The sequence below is a fragment of the Embleya sp. NPDC001921 genome, assembly GCF_053594475.1.
Map to the genome: position 1 here is coordinate 217,496 of NZ_JBSFEO010000004.1, position 18,502 is coordinate 235,997.

Annotated in this window: 20 protein-coding genes and 1 riboswitch; of the genes, 12 read left to right on the forward strand and 8 right to left on the reverse strand. The window is 73.0% G+C overall.

Annotated features, from left to right (window positions below; all coding sequences use genetic code 11):
* The first annotated feature begins 197 nt into the window (after nucleotides 1-197).
* Nucleotides 198-392 carry a DUF5708 family protein gene (locus tag ACWCPW_RS06295; protein ID WP_449760425.1) on the forward strand — a complete coding sequence of 65 codons (195 nt, stop codon included), beginning with the start codon at nucleotides 198-200 and terminating at the stop codon, nucleotides 390-392.
* 175 nt (nucleotides 393-567) lie between these two features.
* Here the strand turns inward: ACWCPW_RS06295 and ACWCPW_RS06300 are convergent, their stop codons facing one another.
* Nucleotides 568-1,407: an Ig-like domain-containing protein gene (locus ACWCPW_RS06300; protein ID WP_449760426.1), complete on the reverse strand. Its 840-nt coding sequence runs from the start codon at nucleotides 1,405-1,407 to the stop codon at nucleotides 568-570.
* Nucleotides 1,408-1,742: 335 nt separating this feature from the next.
* Nucleotides 1,743-1,868: riboswitch (cobalamin riboswitch) on the forward strand.
* A gap of 58 nt (nucleotides 1,869-1,926) precedes the next feature.
* Between ACWCPW_RS06300 and ACWCPW_RS06305 the strand changes: the two genes are divergently transcribed.
* The 3 genes from ACWCPW_RS06305 (at nucleotide 1,927) to ACWCPW_RS06315 (ending at nucleotide 4,619) form a co-directional block, all read left to right on the forward strand.
* Nucleotides 1,927-2,520: a cob(I)yrinic acid a,c-diamide adenosyltransferase gene (locus tag ACWCPW_RS06305; RefSeq protein ID WP_449760427.1), complete on the forward strand. Its 594-nt coding sequence runs from the start codon at nucleotides 1,927-1,929 to the stop codon at nucleotides 2,518-2,520.
* Nucleotides 2,496-3,311, forward strand: coding sequence for a (2Fe-2S)-binding protein (locus tag ACWCPW_RS06310; RefSeq protein WP_449760428.1), 816 nt, complete (start codon nucleotides 2,496-2,498; stop codon nucleotides 3,309-3,311). Before ACWCPW_RS06305 ends, ACWCPW_RS06310 begins: the two co-directional genes overlap by 25 nt.
* A 366-nt stretch (nucleotides 3,312-3,677) precedes the next feature.
* Entirely contained in the window at nucleotides 3,678-4,619 is a 942-nt protein-coding gene (locus tag ACWCPW_RS06315; RefSeq protein ID WP_449760429.1) for a hypothetical protein, read from the forward strand.
* Nucleotides 4,620-4,707: 88 nt separating this feature from the next.
* On the opposite strand, the gene ACWCPW_RS06320 is transcribed toward ACWCPW_RS06315, so the two are convergent.
* Both ACWCPW_RS06320 and ACWCPW_RS06325 read right to left on the reverse strand, forming a co-directional pair.
* Nucleotides 4,708-5,481 (reverse strand): phosphotransferase, encoded by a 774-nt coding sequence (locus tag ACWCPW_RS06320; RefSeq protein WP_449760430.1) that lies wholly within the window; start codon nucleotides 5,479-5,481, stop codon nucleotides 4,708-4,710.
* Between the two features lie 55 nt (nucleotides 5,482-5,536).
* A complete protein-coding gene (locus tag ACWCPW_RS06325) occupies nucleotides 5,537-5,854 on the reverse strand; it encodes a hypothetical protein (protein WP_449760431.1) in 318 nt (105 codons plus the stop codon).
* Nucleotides 5,855-6,089: 235 nt separating this feature from the next.
* On the opposite strand from ACWCPW_RS06325, the gene ACWCPW_RS06330 reads away from it, so the two are divergent.
* Both ACWCPW_RS06330 and ACWCPW_RS06335 read left to right on the forward strand, forming a co-directional pair.
* Nucleotides 6,090-6,770, forward strand: a complete 681-nt coding sequence (locus ACWCPW_RS06330; protein ID WP_449760432.1) for an HAD-IA family hydrolase — start codon at nucleotides 6,090-6,092, stop codon at nucleotides 6,768-6,770.
* A 94-nt stretch (nucleotides 6,771-6,864) separates the two neighbouring features.
* Nucleotides 6,865-7,575 (forward strand): L,D-transpeptidase, encoded by a 711-nt coding sequence (locus ACWCPW_RS06335; RefSeq protein ID WP_449760433.1) that lies wholly within the window; start codon nucleotides 6,865-6,867, stop codon nucleotides 7,573-7,575.
* An 84-nt stretch (nucleotides 7,576-7,659) separates the two neighbouring features.
* On the opposite strand, the gene ACWCPW_RS06340 is transcribed toward ACWCPW_RS06335, so the two are convergent.
* The 3 genes from ACWCPW_RS06340 to ACWCPW_RS06350 form a co-directional block, all read right to left on the reverse strand.
* Entirely contained in the window at nucleotides 7,660-8,922 is a 1,263-nt protein-coding gene (locus tag ACWCPW_RS06340) for a TerD family protein (RefSeq protein ID WP_449760434.1), read from the reverse strand.
* Between the two features lie 143 nt (nucleotides 8,923-9,065).
* Nucleotides 9,066-9,989: a TIGR03619 family F420-dependent LLM class oxidoreductase gene (locus tag ACWCPW_RS06345; protein ID WP_449760435.1), complete on the reverse strand. Its 924-nt coding sequence runs from the start codon at nucleotides 9,987-9,989 to the stop codon at nucleotides 9,066-9,068.
* Nucleotides 9,986-10,903, reverse strand: coding sequence for an SDR family NAD(P)-dependent oxidoreductase (locus tag ACWCPW_RS06350; RefSeq protein ID WP_449760436.1), 918 nt, complete (start codon nucleotides 10,901-10,903; stop codon nucleotides 9,986-9,988). Before ACWCPW_RS06350 ends, ACWCPW_RS06345 begins: the two co-directional genes overlap by 4 nt.
* A 109-nt stretch (nucleotides 10,904-11,012) precedes the next feature.
* Between ACWCPW_RS06350 and ACWCPW_RS06355 the strand changes: the two genes are divergently transcribed.
* Both ACWCPW_RS06355 and ACWCPW_RS06360 read left to right on the forward strand, forming a co-directional pair.
* On the forward strand, nucleotides 11,013-11,429 hold the full coding sequence (locus ACWCPW_RS06355; protein ID WP_406297361.1) for a MarR family winged helix-turn-helix transcriptional regulator: 417 nt from the start codon (nucleotides 11,013-11,015) through the stop codon (nucleotides 11,427-11,429).
* A gap of 139 nt (nucleotides 11,430-11,568) precedes the next feature.
* Nucleotides 11,569-12,549, forward strand: coding sequence for an LLM class flavin-dependent oxidoreductase (locus ACWCPW_RS06360; RefSeq protein ID WP_449760437.1), 981 nt, complete (start codon nucleotides 11,569-11,571; stop codon nucleotides 12,547-12,549).
* Nucleotides 12,550-12,591: 42 nt separating this feature from the next.
* Here the strand turns inward: ACWCPW_RS06360 and ACWCPW_RS06365 are convergent, their stop codons facing one another.
* Nucleotides 12,592-13,350, reverse strand: a complete 759-nt coding sequence (locus tag ACWCPW_RS06365; protein ID WP_449760438.1) for a hypothetical protein — start codon at nucleotides 13,348-13,350, stop codon at nucleotides 12,592-12,594.
* Nucleotides 13,351-13,468: 118 nt separating this feature from the next.
* On the opposite strand from ACWCPW_RS06365, the gene ACWCPW_RS06370 reads away from it, so the two are divergent.
* The 4 genes from ACWCPW_RS06370 (at nucleotide 13,469) to ACWCPW_RS06385 (ending at nucleotide 17,760) form a co-directional block, all read left to right on the forward strand.
* Nucleotides 13,469-14,347 (forward strand): metal-dependent hydrolase, encoded by an 879-nt coding sequence (locus tag ACWCPW_RS06370; RefSeq protein ID WP_449760439.1) that lies wholly within the window; start codon nucleotides 13,469-13,471, stop codon nucleotides 14,345-14,347.
* Nucleotides 14,348-14,493: 146 nt separating this feature from the next.
* Complete coding sequence (locus tag ACWCPW_RS06375) at nucleotides 14,494-15,216, forward strand: DedA family protein (protein ID WP_449760440.1); 723 nt, start codon at nucleotides 14,494-14,496, stop codon at nucleotides 15,214-15,216.
* Nucleotides 15,217-15,256: 40 nt separating this feature from the next.
* Nucleotides 15,257-16,195, forward strand: a complete 939-nt coding sequence (locus tag ACWCPW_RS06380) for a hypothetical protein (RefSeq protein WP_449760441.1) — start codon at nucleotides 15,257-15,259, stop codon at nucleotides 16,193-16,195.
* 215 nt (nucleotides 16,196-16,410) lie between these two features.
* The gene (locus tag ACWCPW_RS06385) at nucleotides 16,411-17,760 is read left to right on the forward strand and encodes an NlpC/P60 family protein (RefSeq protein WP_449760442.1); all 1,350 of its coding nucleotides are present in this window, start codon (nucleotides 16,411-16,413) and stop codon (nucleotides 17,758-17,760) included.
* A 121-nt stretch (nucleotides 17,761-17,881) separates the two neighbouring features.
* Here ACWCPW_RS06385 and ACWCPW_RS06390 read toward each other — a convergent pair whose 3' ends face one another.
* Complete coding sequence (locus ACWCPW_RS06390) at nucleotides 17,882-18,373, reverse strand: inorganic diphosphatase (protein ID WP_395866767.1); 492 nt, start codon at nucleotides 18,371-18,373, stop codon at nucleotides 17,882-17,884.
* Between the last annotated feature and the right edge of the window lie 129 nt (nucleotides 18,374-18,502).

The window sequence follows — 18,502 nt, forward strand, 5'->3', positions numbered from 1 at the left end:
CCCATGGGGCTGGCCGCCCCGCGGGGGTGGGGCTGTCCCCCATTCCCGCGGGCCGCCGAAACCGCCGGCCGCGGCGAACCCGGGCGCGAGCTAGGCCGAAGTGTGTACGCCGGTTCGTCCCCTCGGAGGGCGTGCCGGCCCCGGGCCCGGACCTAGCCTCGTAGCCGTACCCGCAGGTCGAGTGGAGGAGGAAGACCGTGGCGAAGGCACGCGGTTCGTTGACGGCCGGCCTGTTGAGCGCGGTGGTCGGCGGAGCCCTGAAGCTTTTCGCGGACGACGTGGACACACCGGTGGTCGCGCTCGGGAAGATCGGCGTCGTGCTGCTGATCGTCGGCATCGCCGAGCTGCTGTACGGGCTCTACCAGCTCACCCAGGAGGCCCGGCAGGGCTGATCGGGGCGACACCGGCCGCGTCGGGGAAGCCCGGAAGGGCCGATCCGGGCGACGAGCCGCGGAAGGGCCGATCGGGGTGAAGAACCGCGGAAGGTCGATCGGCGCCGAGGAACCCCGGAACTGCCGATCGGGCCGAGGATCCGCGGAGCAGCCGACCGACCCGACCCGGGACCGCTCAGCCGCGCCGCCGCCGGCCCGGCCGACGGTAGGCGAAGAAGGCCAGGACACCCGCCCCCAGCAGGGCCGAGCCGAGGAAGGCCACGAGCAGCGGCCCGCCGCCCGGATCGATCCCGGCGTGCGGACGCGCCGCCGACGCGGCCGAGGGTGCGCGGAGTTCGTCGATGCCGCGATGGACGCCGAGCTTGCCCGCCCGGGTCTCGACCGGCCGGCCGGCCGCGCCCGGGCCGGCCGCCACGTCGACGCGTACGCTCGCGGTGGCCTCGCGGCCGAGCCGGTCGACGATCGTGTAGCGAAAACTGTCGCGTCCGGTGAAGCCCGGCCCCGGCGTATAGCGGAGCACCGAATCCGGCTCGCCCCGCTCGTCCGGCTGGAGCACCAGGCCGTGTTCGGGATTGGTGTACGACAGCACGACCAGCCCTTCGCCGGAGTCGCCGGCCAGGACCGGGACGTCCACCGACTCCCCGGCGCGCGTGCCCACCCGATCGGCGACGGCACGCGGGACGGGCGGCAGGATCGCCTCGGGCTCGCCCCTCGGCCGGAACCGGTGGCCGGACCCGACAGGGCGCCCGGCGCCGGCGTCCAGCAGCGCGGCGGATGGGGTGGGGCCTCCCGTTCCCGCGCCGAGGGGTTCGGCGGATGGGGTGTCGTGTCCCGACCCGCCGCCGAAGACCGCCGCGGATGGGGTCGGTCGCGTCGAGCCCGCATCGAAGTGCCGGACGGAGGCGGCGAGATGCCTTCCTTCGGCGCCGAACCACCTCGCGCAGGCGGCGGGATGCCCCGACCCGGCTGCGAACAGCGAGACGCAACAACCCAGGAGCACGCCCGCTCGACGCACCCGACCCACCCGACGCGTCGGACCGGCTGGTTCAGGTGTTCCGGACACCGTGGACACGCATACCTCCGGCACTGATTTCCCGGCACGGCCGGATCTCGGATCGACTCACCGGCACCCTCCGGTGCCCGCCGACACCCTTCGGCGCCGATACCGGCCGGAGCCGACGCCGGCCGAGGGAGCCGCTCTCGGAATCCGATCCTGGGCTTCGCCCGCGCCGGTCCGGGGCTCGGCACGCGGACCGGCGGCAAGCTTCACCCGCACGCGTGGCCCGGATCCGACGGTGGACCGGGCCCGTCGCGCGTGTCATGGTGGGAGGCGCAAGGCGACGGCGGTACGAGGAAGCCGGTGTGAATCCGGCGCGGTCCCGCCACTGTGATCGGGGAGCGACTCCCGAACCGGCCACGGCCCCGAGACGGGGTCGGAAGGCCGGGAGGAGCGATGATCCGAGAGCCAGGAGACTCACGTCGTCGCCACCTCACCCACCGGGGCGGATTTCCCCGAGAGAGGCCGGTGCCGACCATGTCCTTGGTTTTGAGCCGGATCCACACCCGTACCGGCGATGCCGGCACGACCGCGCTGGGCGACAACTCCCGGACGCGCAAGACCGATCCGAGGTTGGCGGCGTACGCCGACACGGACGAGACCAACGCGGCGATCGGGGTCGTGCTCGCGCTCGGCGACCCGGAACCGCGGACGCGCGCGGTGTTGGCGCAACTGCAACACGACCTGTTCGACGTCGGCGCGGACCTGTGCGCGCCGATCGCCGAGGGGGACACCCGGCTGCGGATCACCGAGGCGGACGTGGCCCGGCTGGAGGAGCACTGCGACGCGTTCAACGCGGAACTCGCCACGCTGCGTTCGTTCGTACTGCCCGGCGGCAGCCCGGCCGCGGCCCTGCTGCACGTGGCCCGCACCTCGGCCCGCCGCGCCGAGCGCTCGACCTGGGCGCTGATCGAGGCGGACGAGCGGGCGGCCGCGGACGGGCCCGCGACCGTCAACCCGCTCACCGCGCGCTACCTCAACCGGTTGTCCGACCTGCTGTTCGTCCTCGCCCGGCGGGCCGACGCCGGCGGTGCGGGTGATGTGCTGTGGCGTCCGGGCGACAGCCGCTGACCGGCGCGCGGTCGCGGTTCGACGTCGGCGGGCCATTGCGCCGGCTCGCCGACGTGGGGCCCTACTTCGAGCTGCGGACCGGGCCGATCACCGACGACGCGGGCTTTCGGCCGTTGGCCGAGTTGTACGACCCGGCCACGCCCGCCGCTTTGGCGGCCCGGGTGGAGCACGTACGGGGCCGGCTGCGGACCGAGGAACCGCGTGTCGCCGCGTCGATCCTGTATCTGGGCGTGGCCTCGCGGCTGTGGTCGGTGGCACTGGGTGCGGCGGTGCTCGGCCGGGTGGTGCCCGACCTGGATCCGGCCCGGACGTACTGGCGCTTCCCGGACACCGGGCCGGTCGAGGTGTGGGCGCCCGATCCGGCGCCGGTGCCGGTGCCGGACGACCGCTCGGGGATCGCGCGGCTGCACGACGCGGTGCTGCTTCGGCATCTGGTGCCGCTCGCCGGGGCGACTCGCGCGGTGGTGCCGGTCGCCGAGCGGCTGCTGTGGGGCAACGCCGCGTCTGCCCTGGTCGGCGCGGCCCGCGTGTTGCACCGGCACCTGGCTCCGGCAGAGCCGGAACTCGTCGCGGCCACAAGCATGTTCGCCGACGGCCTGTTGGCCGCCGGCCGGTTGCGCGGAACCGGCCTGCACGGTGCGCTCGGCGCGTTCCGCCGCACCACGTGCTGCCTGTACTACCGGATCCCCGGGGGCGGTACATGCGGCGACTGCGTCTTCCACGACAAGCCGCCGCGGCCGGCCCGGACCCGGATCGGGTCGTCGGGATCGGGCCGGGGCGGCGCGGGCTGAGCATCCCGGCCTGCCCGCTCGGTTCGCTCCGGGGCCGGGACCCGCCTGTCGGATCCCGCGCGGAGCGGCCGAGCGGGTGAACCGATCGGACACGCCGAGCCGCGCATCCGGGTGACATTCCCGGATTCTCGGCTCGATTGTTTCTAGCCTCGGCCACGAGACACCGAATCCGGCATCGACGAACCCGACCGCCGGGGCCGTGTCCTCGGTCCTGCCGGGTCTGCGCCCCCGGCAGGATCGGGGAGACGGCCCCGGCCGTCGAAGGCCCGCCGAGGACGCATGACCGGGCGCCCGCAGGGCAGGCGCCAGGCGCGGTCCTCGGCGGTGACGCGAGGACATCGAGACCGTGAAGAGGAGTACGCACCGATGAGTACCCCAGGCCGAGACTCCGGCGGCAGGTCCGCGTCGCGCGATCCCGATGAGGTCGCCGCGTTCCCGACCGTGCTTCCCCCCGCCGTCGAACCACCCACGCAGAGCGCACTCCCGCAACAGGAGCCGACGCTGAGCCGCAAACGTGAGCAACTGGATCACGCGGTGGAGGAGTTGACCCAGGTCGAGCCGCCCGAGACGGTGCACCGCAAGGTCGGCGAGGCCGCCGAGCAGGTCGGCCGAGGAGCCGGCCGCGCCCAGGAGCGGGCCCGACGCCGGGCCGAACGGCTCGAAGCGGCGACCGGCGAAGGCGCCGAGCAGGCCGCGGACACCGTCCGCGACCGGGCCGGGCAGGCCAAGGACGCCGCGCGGGAGGGGGCCGGGCAGGCGAGGAAGGCCGCCCGGGACCGGGCCGAGCAGGCCAAGGACGCCGTCCAGGACCGAACCGAGCACGCCAAGGACGCCGCCCGGCAGCGGGTCGAGCAGGTCAAGGAGACCGCCCGGCACAAGACCGCGAAGGCCAAGGAGGCGGTCGGCCACCGCACCGAAGAGCTCATCGAGGCGGCCGGACACCGCGCCGAGCAGGCCAAGGAAGCCGTCGAGCACCGGGCCGGAGAGCTCAAGGAAGCCGCCGGACATCGCGCCGAGGAGCTCAAGCAGTCGGCCGGTCACCGCGCCGAGGAGCTCAAGGAGGCGGCCGTACACAAGGCCGGGCAGGCCCGCGAGGTGGCCGGGGACCGGGTCGGACACGCCAAGGACCGCACCGTCGAGGTCGGACACACCGCCGGCAACCAACTCTTCGACCACACCCCGGATCCGCTCCGGCACGCGACCCTCACCGGCTCGGCGGAGATCCGCCGGCGCCCGGTGCCGGCCGCTGCCGCCGCGGTCGTGACCGTGCTCGTCCTGATCTGGGCGATCCGCAGGTCGCGCCGCTGAATCGAGCGCGCCGACCGCCCGGCCGCACCCGTCACCCCGGCCGCGCCGACCCTCGGGTCGGTGCTCCGGGCGCGGCCGGAAACGCGGCTCAACGGCCCACCGCGTCCTCGGTCCACCTCCGCAACATCCGCCGGGTCGGCGCGTCCGCACCGGGTCCGTACTTCGCGGGCGCCGTCGCCGCGATCGCGACCCGTACGTCCGCCTCGGCCCGTTCCGCGCCCCGCGCGTACTCGGCCGGCAGCGTGGCGTCCAGCGTCGCGGCCAGCTCGGGCTCGGCCGCGTGCGCCAGGATCAATCCGCTCAGGTCCTCACCCGGCAGCCCATAGCCCGCGTGCGACCAGTCGAGCAGCACGACGTCCTCCTCCCGCGCGATCAGGTTCACCGGCCGCAGGTTCAGGTGGCAAGGCACGTACGGCAGTTCGGCGGTCCGAGCGGCCAGCGGTCCGACCGGGGGCGGGCGCTCGAACAGCCAGGACGGTCCGGCCGGTCGGGGCACGGCCTGCGCGGCGCCGAGCCGCCGGGCGAAATCGGCCCACCGGTCGAGGTCCCACGTGGACCCGGACCGCCCGCGCACGAAGTCCAGCCACAGTGCGACCGACCCGTCCCCGCGCGGATCCGCGCGCAGCCGCCGCGGCGCGGTCAGCCCGAAGTCGGCGTAGACGGTGTGCGCGAAGCCGCTCTCGTACGCCTCGACCTCCCGGGCCCAGTAGCGCGGATTGGCCGCCGCCGTGCCGTCCGGTGTCGCGAGCTTGAGCACCGCGTCCCTACGGCTGCCCAGCACGTGCCACACGTCGGCGTGGGTGGACAGCGGTGTGGCGCCCAGCGGGGAGCCCAGCTCGGGCGGTACGGACTCGATGCGCACCGGCGGCGGCGTGGCGGGCTCACTCAGGATCGGCTCCGGGACGGTGGGCCGGCGGTCAACGGAAGACCGGGGCTCGGGGCGGGCGCCGGCGGCCGATGTGGTGCCGGTAGGCGAGCAGCGAGGTCGAGCGACGAGCGTGCCGCGCCCGACCCGATCGCACGGTGTGCCCGGCCGGCCGGGGCACGGTGGGCGGCGCGAGCGGGGTCGGGGTGGGCGCGACGGGTTCGACCGCCGGCCGCGCGGTGGACGGCATGGGCAACGGGGTGGGCGGCGGCGGGGTCAGCGAGCCGAGCATGCGGTCCTCGAGCCAGGAGAGCCCGGGTATCAGCAGGAACATCACGATCGGTGCGAGCAGGGCGAGGACCAAGTACATGATTTGCCGCCTGAGGGTGAGCTCATCCGGGCCGTAGTGACCACCTAGCCGGTGACGATCGGCGCAAACGTGACGGTTAGGCAACGAAGGCCGTTGGCCCAGGTCCGAAGATGATCGGTTTCGATCAATAACTGAGCTATGTGGGTGACCGATCAACCCAACGTGATCATGTCCAACGTGGTCATGAGCGGGGAAGGCCTCGACGCTCCGCCGCCGTTCCTGTCAGCCTGTTCGGATGGCGAACGACGGCACCACGCTCGACTGTGACGCGATCCTGTTCGATCTCGACGGCGTGTTGGTGGACTCCCACCCGCTGATCGAACGCATCCTGCGGGCGTGGGCGGCCGGTCGCGGCGTGGACCCGGACGCGGCGGTCGCGGCGTCGTACGGCCGTCGCGACATCGACCTGGTGCGCGTGGTCGCCCCCACGCTGGACGCCGAGGCCGAGGCCGCGTGGATCGTCGAACGCGAGGAGCGCGACTTCACCGGCATCCTCGCGATGCCCGGTGCGGCCGGCCTGCTCGCCGCACTGCCCGCGGCGCGCTGGGCCATCGTCACGTCGGGCACCCGCAAGGTGGCGAGCGGGCGCCTGCGCGCGGCGGAACTGCCCGAACCGGTGTACATGGTCACCGCGGAGGACGTTCGCGAGGGCAAACCGGCCCCGGAGGGCTACCTGCGTGCGGCCGGTCTGCTCGGTGTGCGACCGGACCGCTGCCTGGTGGTGGAGGACGCGGAGAGCGGTGTGCGGGCGGCGGAGGCGGCCGGGATGCGCTGCCTGGGCATCGGTGCGGCCCTGGCCGAGGGCGAGATCGGCGCCGCGTTGGACGCGTGGGCCCGGGACCTGCGGCCGGTGGACCCCGAAGTGGTCACGGCCGGACATGTCCGGCTGAACATTCACGCGAATGGGTCAAACTAGGGACGCAACCTCTGGGGCCCCATCCGCGTCTACAAGGGAGCACGACTCGGGGAACACTCCACATTTGGGTTTGGGTCGGGAGAGGCACCACTCGATGAAGAAGACTCGTATATCCCTCGCGGTCACCGTGACCGCGATCCTGGCCTTGTCGGCCTGCAACTCCGGCTCGTCGAGCGATTCGACCGCGAAGGCCGGTGCGCAGTCGCCGCTGCCCGTGACCTCCTCCTCCGCACCGGTGACGCCGGCGCCCGAGAGCACCGCTCCGAGCTCGGCCCCGCCCACGAGCACCGCGCCGAGCAGTGCCGCGCCGTCGTCGGCGACCCCGAGCACGGCCAAGCCCGCCGGCAGCAGCAAGCCGCCGACCACCAAGCCGCCGACGAGCAAGCCGCCGACCACCAAGCCCGCCCCGCCCAAGCCGCAGGCCGGACTGGACGAGCGGTGCCTGACCGGCCGGGCGATCTGCATCGACAAGCGCACCGACCGCCTCACCTGGGTGATCGACGGCAAGGCCCAGTACTCGGCCGACGTGCGCTTCGGCTCGGCCGAGACGCCGACCCGCGAGGGCGCGTTCAGCATCAACTTCAAGAGCCGCGACCACGTTTCGACGCTGTACCACACGCCGATGCCGTTCGCGATGTTCTTCTCCGGCGGCCAGGCCGTGCACTACTCGGCCGACTTCGCCGCCCGCGGCTACAACGGGGCCTCGCACGGCTGCGTGAACGTGCGGGACAAGGGTCTCGTGCAGCGGCTGTTCAACGAGACGCGCGTCGGCGACAAGGTGATCGTCTACCGCTCGGCCAAGTAGGCCGCACGACCGCCCGGCGCCCGGCCGGTCCGGCTACCGCTCGGCCACGACGACCGAGCGGTATCGACCCGCCGGGTGGCGGGATCAGCGCTCGCCGGGCGAGCGCACCGTCTTGAACTCCGCCGGACCCGCGCCCATTTCGAAGGTGCCGTCCGCGTAGAGCATCGGGCGACGCTCCTGCATCAGCTTCGAGTACTTCTCCACGTGCTGGATCGAGACGCCGTCGGGGTCGGTGAAGTCGACCAGCGCGATGGCCACCCAGAACACCGCGCGCTTGTTGTTGAACAGCGGCACGTTCACCGTCGAGCCCTGGCCGTCGGTGACCTCGGCGTGCGCGCCGTAGGACTTGAAGCTGCCGAAGCCGTTCTCGACCGCGCTGTACGCGCAGATGAGCACGTAGCCCTGCTCGTCCGGCCGGGTGATCCGGACCGTCTCACGGCCGGGGACGCGCGAGTCGCCGTCCAGTTGGATGTACGGCGCCGAGGTCAGGCTGCCGAGCTCGCGGTAGTAGATCACCCCGTCGCCGCCCTTCTTGGCGCCCACCTTCGACCTGGGTACGAACAGCGCGTACAGGTCCAGGTCGGCGCCCGTCTTGCGGCGCGCGTCGTTGCCGCCGTCCCAGACCAGGGACGCGGTGACGGTGACCGAGCGGTCGCCCTTGTCCATGCTGATCGTCGCGCGGCCGCCCTTGGCCAGGTCGACCCGGCCGAGCGGCTCCTTGGCCATCGAGATCGACGCGGGCGCGGCCGGCGCGGGAGCCGCGGCGGGCTCCTTGACCATCACGTGGGCCGGCGCGGCGGGTGCGGGGGTCGGCTCGGGCTCCGGCTCGTCCTCGACCGAGATGCCGAAGTCGGTCGCCAGCCCGGCGAGTCCGCTCGCGTAGCCCTGACCCACCGCGCGCACCTTCCACGCGTCGCCGCGGCGGTACAACTCGACCAGGACCGCGACCGTCTCGCCACCGGCGAAGGCGTCCGGCGTGTAGGCGATCCGCGCGTCCCCGGACACGGTGGTCGCGCCCAGGCCCGGCACCTGGCCCAGGGTCGCCCCGGGGCGGTCCGCGTCCGAGCTGACCACGACCACCACCCGGGCGATCTCGGCGGGCAGCTTGGCCAATTCGACGCTGACGTGGGTGGTGCCCGAGGGCCCGGGCGCGGTGCGCACCGCGCCGTCGCCGCCGACGGGATTGTTGAAGAAGACCAGGTCCTCGTCGGTGCGCACCTTGTGCGCGTCGGTCAGGAGCACGGCGGACACGTCCACGACGTCGGCCGAGCCCCACCCGATCGAGACCTCGGCGCGGTCGCCGGTCAGGGGCGCGTTGGCCCCGGTGGGCAGCGTGACGTCGGACATGAAGGGCCCTCCCGCGTTGGACAAAGGCGCCGTATCGCGCCCTGATCAGGGCAACGACCCTCCCACCGACGACGTTCCGCAAACCTCGAACTTTCCCCAAGCCGGGGTAAAGCCCCAGGCGGCCGGCCGGTCCCAAGAATGGCTCAGCGCCCGGACACCACCTTGTCGAACAGCTCCCTGGCCTCGGCGAAGAACGCGGGCGCGCCCTCGGGCCCGGTACAGAACACCTGGATGGGCAGGTGCACGGCGGTCGCGCCGGCGGCGATCACCTCGGCCGCACCGGCCATCGTGCGGGCCAGGTCGAACCGTCCGGCGTCGTCCTTGACCATCGGCAGCGGTCCCTGCACACGCAGCGCCCGCGGGTCGCGACCGGCCGCGGCGAGCGCCTCGCGGATCCGGACCACGTCCCGGGCCATGTCGGCGGTGGACAGGCCCATGATCGGAATCCAGCCGTCGCCGCTGCGCACGATGCGGTCCAGGTTGCGCTTGTTCAGCGTGCCGCCGATCCACAGCGGCACACCGCCGGGCTGCGCCGGCTGCGGCGCGCAGTAGGCGTCGGTGAAGTTCACCGTCGGCGACGCGAAGGACGCGGGCAGGTTCGTCCACAGCGCCTTGCACGCCGCGAGCGTGTCGGTGAGCAGTTGTCCGCGGGCGTCCCAGTCGATCCCGGCCGCGTCGTACTCCTCGCGCTGCCACCCCGTGGCCACGCCCAGTTCCAGGCGCCCGCCGGAGATGCGGTCCAGTGTCGCCGCCGTCTTGGCGAGCAGCGTCGCGCCGCGCAACGGGGCGACCAGGATGCCGGTGGCCAGGCGCACGTTCGAGGTGACCGCGGCGATCGCGGCGAGCAGCGTGAGCGGTTCGGGCCAGGCCGCCTCGGGCGGCGTGGGGAAGCGACCCCACGTGTAGTTCTGCGTGTTGGGGCCCATCACCACGTGGTCGACCAGGACGATCCGGTCGATGCCCGCGTCGTCGGCGGCCCGGCCGACGTCCACGAAGCCGCGCCAGTCGTCGGCGGGCCAGGTGCCGAAGTTCGGCAGGCCGATGGAGAGTTGCACGTCGGTGGTCATCCGGATGCTCCGTCGCTTTCGAAGTGGGGCGGGGGCAGGGCAGGGTTTCTTCGGGGGATGGCTCGGGGCGAACCGGCGTACGGGTCGCGTCCCGCGATCGCCGCGTCGATCACCGCGTCGCCGAGCGCGGCCCGGGCGTACTTCTCGAAGGACGGCGCCCGGCGCAGTTCGTTGCCGCCGTCCACGGCCAGGCTCTGGCCGGTGGTCCAGGACGATTCCGGGCCGGCCAGGTGGCGGACCGCCTCGGCGATGTCCTCGGGCAGGCCGGTGCGGCCCAGCGGCTTGTTCGCCACGAAGCGCGCGAGCATCTCCTCGTCGCGGAAGATCCGGGCGTCCTCCTGCGAGCGCACCAGGCCGGGGCGGACCGCGTTGACCCGGACGCCGGCCGCGCCCAGCTCGTCCGCGGCGGCTCGGACCAGCGCCTCCAGGCCCGCCTTCCCGGCCGCGTAGCCGCTCAGGAACGGCATGGTCAGCTTGGCCGCGGTCGAGGACACGCACACGATCGCGCCGCCGCCGCGCGCGGCGATCACGGGCGCGGCGTACTTGATCGCCAGGAACGCGCTGTGCGTGTTGCGGTGCAGGTCGGCCAGGAACGCGTCGTCGTCCATGGCCAGGATCGGCGCGGTGCTCCCGCCGCCCACGGTGGCCACGCAGACGGCGAGTTCGGGACCCGCCGCGCGCACCGCCGTACGGATCCCGTCGGTGCCGCACACGTCCGCCGCGACGACGCGCACCTCGGTGCCGGCCGGGGCCTTCGCGCGCAGTCGTTCGGCGGTCGCGGCGAGCGCGTCGGCCCGGCGGGCGGTGAGCGTGACCGAGCAGCCGTCGCGCAGCAGCCGCGCCGCGCACGCGGAGCCGATGCCGCCGCTGCCGCCGGTGACCAGGGCCATCCGGCCGGTCAGGATTGCGGGCATGGACGGGTTCCTCCCGGGGCGGCCAAGGAAACTGACGGTATGTCAGTTCAGTGCAGACGTTATACCTCGAATCATTCGAGCTGTAACGAAGTTCGGCTAGAGTGTGGCCATGACCACGGGGGAAGGCGAGCTGCCGGGACTGACCGCACTGCTCTACGCGGCCACCGCGCGGCTGGACGCGCACTTCGCCGCGTGTGCCGGCGCGGTCGGCCTGACCGCGTCCCAGGCGAACGCGGTGCACGAACTCGCCGAACCGCTGGGCATGCGCGAACTGGGTCGGCGGATGTGCTGCGAGCCGCCCAACGTGACTTTCGTGGTGGACCGGCTGGCGGAGCGCGGCCTGGTCGAGCGCCGACCGCATCCCGGCGACCGCCGCGCGAAGCTGATCGCGCTCACCCCGGCCGGCGCCGACCTGCGCGAGCGCCTGTTCGCCGGCCTCGCCCAGGACCCGCCGCTGACCGGCCTGCCGGACGCGGACCGACGCGCGCTGCGGGTCCTGCTGGACCGGGCGCTGCGCGGGGGCTGACCGGCCGCGCCGGTCGATCGCCGCCGGTGCTCGTCGGCTCCGCCCCTGGTTCTCCTCGATCCGCGCGACTAACCTGACGCCCCATCAGAGAGTGCGGCGCCGATCACCTCGGCGGTGGCGCCGGGGACAGGAGAACGGCATGGCTGTGTTCGCGCTGCGTTTCGACTTCCGCAATCCGGCTTTCGCCGGGACGAGCATGGGGGAGCGCTACGCGGCGGCACTCGACATGGTCGAGTGGGCCGACCGACACGGGTTCTTCATGGTGACGCTGTCCGAGCACCACGGCTTCGCCGACGGATACCTGCCCGCCCCGCTCCAGTTCACCGCCGCGATCACCGCGCGGAGCCGGAACATGGGCGTGACCATCGCGGCGATACCCGCGCCGCTGCACGACCCGCTGCACCTGGCCGAGGAACTCGCGGTGCTCGACCTGCTCAGCCAGGGCCGGGTCAACGTGGTGCTCACCAACGGCTACGTCGACGCCGAGTTCGCGATGTACGACGTGCCGATGCGCGAGCGGGTCAAGCGCACCGTGGAGACCGTCGAGACGCTGCGCAAGGCGTGGACGGGCGAGGAGTTCGAGTTCCGCGGCCGGACCGTGCGGGTGACCCCGGAGCCGTTCCAAAAGGGCGGACCGCCGATCATCCTCGGCGGCAGCGTCGAGGCCGCCGCGCGCCGCGCCGCACGGATCGCCGACGGGTTCATGCCCTCGAACCCGGCGATCTGGGAGTTCTACCGGGACGAGAAGGTCAAGCTCGGCGAGGAGGACCCGGGCCCGTACTTCGGCGGCGACACCGGTTTCTTCCACCTCTCGAACGATCCCGAGCGGGACTGGGACAGGATCGCGCCGCACGCGCTGCACGAGGTCAACGCCTACGGCGAGACGATGGCGAAGGCGGGCACCTCGGGCGTGGGCGGCTACGCGAGCGTCACCGACGTCGACGAACTGCGCGCGGGCGGGCAGTACCGGGTGATCACGCCACAGACGCTGGTGGCCGAGCTCAAGGCCCAGGGCGACGCGGCGTTCGCGATCCTGCACCCGATGATGGGCGGCATCCCGCCCGAGCTCGCGTGGGAGAGCCTGCGCCTGTTCGAGAACGAGGTGCTGCCCAACCTGTAGGACCGGCCGTGTCGGGCGGCCCGCCGGGCCGCCCCGCACGTCCTACCGGTGCGGCGCGCCCGCCACGAAGTCCTTGGTGTGGTCCCACCACGTGCGCCGGTCGGGCGGGAAGCGGCGCAGCGAGCGGGCCAGTTTGGTGTCCGCGTGCGGCGAGGTGCGGCCCGGGCCCTCCTTGTACCGCCACCGAGCCCACGGCGATTCGGGCTTGGCGATGCGCATCGCCGACACCATCGCGACGAACGGTACGAACACGCCGATCAGGCCGGTGGCCACCTTCCCCTTGGCCAGCGCGCACAGCGCGAAGGCCAGGTTGAACACGACCACCGTCGCGGCCACCGGCTTGCTGTCGCCGTCGCCGAGGCCGAGCGGGTTGGCGCCGACGAACAGCAGCAGTCCCATCGCGGCGGTGATCAGTACCGCGTCCACCGACTTGCGGCCGTCCGCCGCCCAGTACACGTCGTCCAGGTGCACGAGCAGCGCGAACTCGTCCAGGGTGAGCGCCGCGCCCATCCCGAAGAACCCGGCGAGCACCTGCCGCAGCGCGCCGCCCGGCTCGTAGGCGAACTCCAGCGCGCCCGCGATCAGCATCAGGAAGATCCCGTACACCTGGTGGTGCACGTGCACCTTGCCCACCACCATGTTCCGGAACGGGCCCTTGCCCGCCCGGATCAGCCGGGTGATCAGTCGTGTCACGGCGAAGGTGAAGATGAACGCGACGAGCATCCAGCCGACGCCGTGTGGCCCGGCCTCGGCGTCGCCCGCCAGCCCCGTCGTGGTCGAGATCCAGCCTTGGTCGTGCACAGACCCGTCCCTGCTCGCGATTCCCTGTGACGAGGATTGTCCATGATCGAATGGACCGAACGGCGCCACCGCCGCACCGGTGCGACGGCGACCGGATCGAATCGAGGTTAGGACGCGCATGGCCCTCCCCACGACTTCCACCGAGGTGACCTTCCCGGCGGGCGCCGGCACCGGCACCGCACCGATCCTGGCCGCGCCCGTGCTGCCGGACGGGCGGACCGCGCTGGTGGTGGCGCGCACCCCGTTCCACCCGCTGGACCACACCTGGCCGGACCAGCCCGCGGACACCGGGGTGATCCGGGTGGCGGGCGCGGAGCTGGCCGTGACGGACTGCGTGACCGGCGCGCTCGGGCCGGACGGGGAGTTCGCGGTGGGCGAGGCGATCCCGGTCCGCCGCGGCGACGAGGACTGGTCCTGGCTGGTGCTGCACGTGCTCGCGCAGGCTCCCGGCGATCCGGGCGACCTGGTCGGGGCGAGCGCCGAACTGATCGTGGACGCCGAGCGTCGGGCCGCGCTGAGCGCCGCGCACACCTCCTGCCACCTGTTGGCCTTCGCGCTCAACGCGGTGCTCGCGCCGCGCTGGCGCAAGGAGGTGCGTACCGACAGCCTCGGCCGCCCCGACTTCGACAATCTGGCGATCACGTCGTCGCGGATGGACGTGGGCGGCAGCCGCGACGACTACCGGATCGGCAAGTCGCTGCGGAAGAAGGGCTTCACCGCGGACGGCCTGGCCCAGGACCTGCCCGGCGTGCGGGACGAGGTCGAGGCGCTGCTCGGACAATGGCTGAAAACCGACGCCGAGGTGCGGATCGAGGTGCCCGGCCCGGCGCTCACCGCCCGTCGGGTGTGGCACTGCGGACTGCCGGACGGCGACGCGCACATCCCGTGTGGCGGCTCGCACCTGGGCAGGCTCGGCGAACTGCGCGCGCTGGCGATCGAACTGACCATGGACGAGGACGGCGCGCTGGTCGCGCTGACCCGGCCCGAGCGCGCCTGACCGGACCCGGGAATTCCTCCACCGCACCCCCGGGAACCGGTCCCGCGCTGCGGACGTTACCTTCGGAAGGAATTCTCTTTGCCTAACCATGACCTGGTCGGGGGACTTCCGACGTCCGCCACCACCCGTTCCAGGAGGCTCGCGCCGTGAACACCATCGCCCTGGGTCCATCGTTCCTGGACCCCGACAAGCTGATCTCCACGTTCGGCCTGATCGGCATCCTGGTGATCGTCTTCGCCGAGTCGGGCCTGCTGATCGGCTTCTTCCTGCCGGGCGACTCGCTGCTGTTCACCACCGGCCTGCTGGTCTCGGACGGCAAGTTCTCACAGCCGCTGTGGCTGGTGTGCCTGCTCCTGTGGGTCGCGGCGGTGGTGGGCGACCAGGTCGGCTTCCTGTTCGGCCGCAAGGTGGGGCCGTCGCTGTTCAACCGGCCCGATTCGCGGTTCTTCAAGCGGGAGAACGTGGAGAAGGCGCACGAGTTCTTCGAGAAGTACGGCCCGCGCTCGATCGTGCTGGCCCGGTTCGTGCCGATCGTGCGCACCTTCACGCCGATCGTCGCGGGCGTGGCCCGGATGAAGTACCGCACGTTCGTGGTCTACAACGTGGTCGGCGGGTTCCTGTGGGCGGTCGGCGTCACGCTGCTCGGCCACTCGCTGGGCCAGGTGCAATTCGTCCGGGACAACATCGAGTTCATCCTGGTCGGGATCGTGCTGATCTCGGTGCTCCCGGTCGCGATCGAACTCCTGCGCGCCCGCTCGGCGGCGCGCAGGCGGGCCGAGGCGGACCCGGAGCCGTCGTCCGTCCCGGGCCGCGGCCGGCACCGCGCGGGCGACGACCGGCCGGACGCCGAGGCGGATCGCCGGCGCTGAGCCGTACGGGTCGGTGCCGGGCGCCAATAGAGTTCACGCCATGCGCGCTCAACTTCTGGCCCGGGCGACCCTGCCGTCCCTGTGGAGTCTCGACCGCATCCCCGGCGCGGCGGCCTGGCTCGCGCACGGTGTGGACGGCTCGCTCGTCGTGCTCGACGACTCGCTGACCACCGTGCGCGAGGTACGACTGCCCGAGGACTGGCGGGGCGGCCACTCGGTCACCCCGGACCTCGGGCACTTCGTCGCCTCGACACCGGATCGGGTCGTCGTGCTGGATCCGGACGGACGCGAGGTGTGGGCCCACCCGCACGTGCCGTGGGAGGCCGAGGAGGCCGGCTCGAGCGCGGTCACCTCGGCCGGGGTCTGGGCGGTGGTGCGGACCGCCGAGGGGGACCGGTGTGTACTGCTCGACGGCGCGGACGGCTCCGCGCTGGCGGCCTGGCCGCTGGACCCGACCACCGTCGGCTCCGAACTGCTCCCGCACCCCGACGGCGTGCACGTGGGCCTGGCCGCGTCGCACGCCGACGACGCGTACCGGATCTTCGTGCTCCGCGCGGACGCCCCGGGCGCGGTCGCCGAAGTGCCCCCGGGGGACAGCCGGGTGCTCAACGACATCCACGGCTCCGGCCGGATGATGCTGACCACGCCGATCGAGGCCGGTCCGCTGGGGCTGGTGCGCTTCCCGGACGGCGCGGTGATAGCGGCCCGACCCGGCGAGCAGGTCTTCCCGGACCAGGACGAGGTGTTCGACATCTACGCCGGCTTCGTGCGCCGCGACCTGGTGCTCGCCGCCTCCTCGGGCGAGCGGCACGTGCTGTTCTCGGTGCCGGACCTGCGGGCGATCGCCGAGGTCGAGTACCCCGAGGACGCACCGCGCGAATGGCTCGTGGTGCGCTCCGACGGCGTCTGGCTCACCGCCGACTCGGAGTCGGGCACGGTGTGCACGTGGTCCCTGGAGCAGTCGATGGCGACCGGCTGAACCGAGCGCCGGCCCGACGGGCCCGGGCGCGGGTGTGTGGCCGGCGGGACCCGCGGGCGTACCGGTGTTCGGGTCGGTTGTCGAGGGATAAGCCCATTAGCGGGAAATAAGTGGCTTGTGGTGCGATGGCGACTACCGCTCGTTAGCGTGAGGAGACCTGCCCGGAATCGGAACATCCGCTTCCCCTCGGTGCCCGCCGCTTGGAGGGAGACCGCATGCCTCGATCGTTCATCCACGCCGCAGTCCCTGCCGGACTCGCCGCCGTCCTCGTCCTCACGATCACCCCCGGGGCCTTCGCCGACGATCCCGCCGGCTCCGACTACCCCGGGGCCGACCAGGTCCGCCAGGCGCAGGACGCGGTCACCGGCAAGGTCTCGGACGTCGGCCTGATCGAGGCCGAACTCGACCGTGAGGCGAGCGACCTGCAGCGGCTTGACATCCGCGCCGGCGTCGCCGTCGAGGCGTACAACGGGGCCGTGGTGCTGCGGGAGCAGACCCGGGAGCGGGCCGTCGTCGCCGACGGACACCTGCGCACCGCCGACGCGCACCTGGACCTGGCCCGGGACGAACTCGGCCGGCTCGCCGCGCAGACCTACCGGATGGGCGGCGGTGCCCGACTCGGCACCTTCCAGGCGGTCCTGGGCGCCGAGTCGCCCGCCGACCTGGTCACCCGGATGGAGAGCCTGCGGCGGATCTCGCAGGCCGGCGACGACACCGTGCGGCGCGGCACCACCGCCGTCCGCGACGCGGCGAGCGCCAGGGCCGACGCCGTGCGCACGGCGGACGCGGCCGCCCGCGCGACCGCGGCGGTGCGCGCGGCCAAGGACCGGGTCGAGGCCGAACTCGCGGCGCAGCAGCGCCGCTTCGGCGAGGTCGCGGCCCGGCGCATCGCGCTGCTGAGCGAACTGGCCGAGCTGAAGCAGACCTCGGTCGCCCTGGAGACGCGGCGTCGGGACGGCCTGGCGGCCGAGGCCCGACGCCGCGCCGAGGAGGAGGCCCGCGCCCGGGCCGAGGCCGAACAGGCGCGCGAGGAGGCCGACCGGCAGGCCGAGGGGGACCGGCAGGCCGAGGCGGCCCGGGAGGCCCGCGAACAGGCGGCGACCAAGGCCGACAAGACGGGCGAGCCCGCCAAGCCGGCCAAGGGCGCCGGCCCGGCGGCCGCGACCCGGCCCGACACCTCCGGCAAGGCCCCGGCCACCACCGGCGCGTCCGCCGCGATCGCCTACGCGAAGGCCCAACTCGGCAAGCCCTACGTGTGGGGCGGCGAGGGCCCGCAAGGCTACGACTGCTCGGGCCTGGTGATGCGGGCGTGGCGCGAGGCGGGCGTGAACATGACGCACTTCGCCGCCACGCAGTACTTCGAGAGCACGTCCGTGTCCTACCGGAACCTGCGTCCGGGCGACCTGATCTTCTGGAGCGAGACCAAGAGCGCGTCCGACATCCACCACGTCGCGATGTACCTGGGCGGCGGACAGATGATCCACGCCCCGCGCACCGGCGACGTGATCAAGATCGGCAACATGTTCTACATGGGCACCCCGGACTACTACGCCCGCCCGTCCTGACCGCGGCCCGAGCCCCGCGGACCGGCCCAAGGTGCCCGGGACGACGAACGCCGGTCGGCGGCGGCCACCACGGGTGTGGGGTGTCCGTCACCGACCGGCGTTCGCGTGTCGTGCTACCGGGTCAGTGGTGACCCTGCTCGGTGAGCCGCTTGCGCGAGGCCTCGACCTCGGCCTCGGCCTCGTCGCGGCCGACCCAGTTGGCGCCCTCGACCGACTTGCCCGGCTCCAGGTCCTTGTAGACCTCGAAGAAGTGCTGGATCTCGAGCCGGTCGAACTCCGAGACGTGGTGGATGTCACGCAGGTGCTCCACGCGCGGGTCCGTGGCCGGCACGCACAGGACCTTGTCGTCGCCGCCGGCCTCGTCCGTCATCCGGAACATGCCGATCGCCCGGCACTTGACCTGCACGCCCGGGAAGGTCGGCTCGTCCAGCAGCACCAGCGCGTCCAGCGGGTCACCGTCCTCACCGAGGGTGTCCTCGATGAAGCCGTAGTCCGCCGGGTAGCGCGTCGACGTGAACAACATCCGGTCGAGCCGGATGCGGCCCGTCTCGTGGTCCACCTCGTACTTGTTGCGCGATCCCCGGGGGATCTCGATGGTGACGTCGAACTCCAAGGCTCCTCCATAGTGCTGCGCCGGGACCGTTGCCGGGACCGTTAGGGTCGTTCTGTCCGCGAGGCCGAACCCGGCACAGGTCCCGGACAGAACCTGATCTCGTCTCAGTGTCTCGCATGGCCGGTGGTC

Excerpts from the sequence above, each read along its gene's own strand:
- ACWCPW_RS06305 (WP_449760427.1), top strand. The coding sequence starts at position 1,927 with ATGTCCTTGGTTTTGAGCCGGATCCACACCCGTACCGGCGATGCCGGC.
- ACWCPW_RS06315 (WP_449760429.1), top strand. The coding sequence starts at position 3,678 with ATGAGTACCCCAGGCCGAGACTCCGGCGGCAGGTCCGCGTCGCGCGAT.
- ACWCPW_RS06325 (WP_449760431.1), bottom strand. The coding sequence starts at position 5,854 with ATGTACTTGGTCCTCGCCCTGCTCGCACCGATCGTGATGTTCCTGCTG.
- ACWCPW_RS06330 (WP_449760432.1), top strand. The coding sequence starts at position 6,090 with ATGGCGAACGACGGCACCACGCTCGACTGTGACGCGATCCTGTTCGAT.
- ACWCPW_RS06335 (WP_449760433.1), top strand. The coding sequence starts at position 6,865 with ATGAAGAAGACTCGTATATCCCTCGCGGTCACCGTGACCGCGATCCTG.
- ACWCPW_RS06340 (WP_449760434.1), bottom strand. The coding sequence starts at position 8,922 with ATGTCCGACGTCACGCTGCCCACCGGGGCCAACGCGCCCCTGACCGGC.
- ACWCPW_RS06345 (WP_449760435.1), bottom strand. The coding sequence starts at position 9,989 with ATGACCACCGACGTGCAACTCTCCATCGGCCTGCCGAACTTCGGCACC.
- ACWCPW_RS06350 (WP_449760436.1), bottom strand. The coding sequence starts at position 10,903 with ATGCCCGCAATCCTGACCGGCCGGATGGCCCTGGTCACCGGCGGCAGC.
- ACWCPW_RS06355 (WP_406297361.1), top strand. The coding sequence starts at position 11,013 with ATGACCACGGGGGAAGGCGAGCTGCCGGGACTGACCGCACTGCTCTAC.
- ACWCPW_RS06360 (WP_449760437.1), top strand. The coding sequence starts at position 11,569 with ATGGCTGTGTTCGCGCTGCGTTTCGACTTCCGCAATCCGGCTTTCGCC.
- ACWCPW_RS06370 (WP_449760439.1), top strand. The coding sequence starts at position 13,469 with ATGGCCCTCCCCACGACTTCCACCGAGGTGACCTTCCCGGCGGGCGCC.
- ACWCPW_RS06380 (WP_449760441.1), top strand. The coding sequence starts at position 15,257 with ATGCGCGCTCAACTTCTGGCCCGGGCGACCCTGCCGTCCCTGTGGAGT.
- ACWCPW_RS06385 (WP_449760442.1), top strand. The coding sequence starts at position 16,411 with ATGCCTCGATCGTTCATCCACGCCGCAGTCCCTGCCGGACTCGCCGCC.